The sequence below is a fragment of the Bordetella ansorpii genome (genome assembly GCF_900078315.1).
In the GTDB taxonomy this organism is placed as follows: Bacteria; Pseudomonadota; Gammaproteobacteria; order Burkholderiales; family Burkholderiaceae_B; genus Bordetella; species Bordetella ansorpii.
This window is the reverse complement of the sequence record NZ_FKBS01000032.1, coordinates 1-1,114: the sequence shown is the minus strand read 5'-3', so window position 1 is coordinate 1,114 and position 1,114 is coordinate 1. Positions and strand designations below refer to the sequence as shown.

1 protein-coding gene is annotated in these 1,114 nt (G+C 64.3%); it reads left to right on the top strand.

Annotated features, from left to right (window positions below; translation table 11 throughout):
• Nucleotides 1–1,110 (top strand): elongation factor Tu (gene tuf / locus A7W11_RS27145; protein ID WP_066422086.1); only part of this gene is annotated, 1,110 nt, incomplete at its 5' end.
• Nucleotides 1,111–1,114: the final 4 nt, after the last annotated feature.

Here is a 1,114-nt window from a genome sequence, read left to right as displayed (position 1 = left end):
CTGACGGCAGCGATCACGACGGTTCTGTCGACGAAGTTCGGCGGCGAAGCCAAGGGCTACGACCAGATCGACGCTGCGCCGGAAGAAAAGGCGCGCGGCATCACGATCAACACGGCCCACGTCGAGTACGAAACGGAAACGCGCCACTATGCGCACGTTGACTGCCCGGGCCACGCCGACTACGTGAAGAACATGATCACGGGCGCCGCGCAGATGGACGGCGCGATCCTGGTGGTGTCGGCCGCTGACGGCCCGATGCCGCAGACGCGTGAGCACATCCTGCTGAGCCGCCAGGTGGGCGTGCCGTACATCATCGTGTTCCTGAACAAGGCCGACATGGTGGACGACGCCGAGCTGCTCGAGCTGGTGGAAATGGAAGTGCGCGAACTGCTGTCGAAGTACGACTTTCCGGGCGACGACACCCCGATCGTCAAGGGTTCGGCCAAGCTGGCGCTCGAAGGCGACAAGGGCGAGCTGGGCGAGCAGGCGATCCTGTCGCTGGCCCAAGCGCTGGACACGTACATCCCGACGCCCGAGCGCGCGGTTGACGGCGCGTTCCTGATGCCGGTGGAAGACGTGTTCTCGATCTCGGGTCGCGGCACGGTGGTGACCGGCCGTATCGAGCGCGGCATCGTCAAGGTCGGCGAAGAAATCGAAATCGTCGGTATCAAGCCGACGGTCAAGACGACCTGCACGGGCGTGGAAATGTTCCGCAAGCTGCTGGACCAAGGTCAAGCGGGCGACAACGTGGGCATCCTGCTGCGCGGCACGAAGCGTGAAGACGTCGAACGCGGCCAGGTGCTGTCCAAGCCGGGCTCGATCACGCCGCACACGGACTTCACGTCCGAGGTGTACATCCTGTCGAAGGAAGAAGGCGGCCGCCACACCCCGTTCTTCAACGGCTATCGTCCCCAGTTCTACTTCCGCACGACGGACGTGACGGGCACGATCGACCTGCCGGCCGACAAGGAAATGGTGCTGCCGGGCGACAACGTGACGATGACCGTCAAGCTGCTGGCCCCCATCGCCATGGAAGAAGGTCTGCGCTTCGCCATCCGTGAAGGCGGTCGTACCGTCGGCGCCGGCGTCGTCGCCAAGATCCTGAAGTAATACC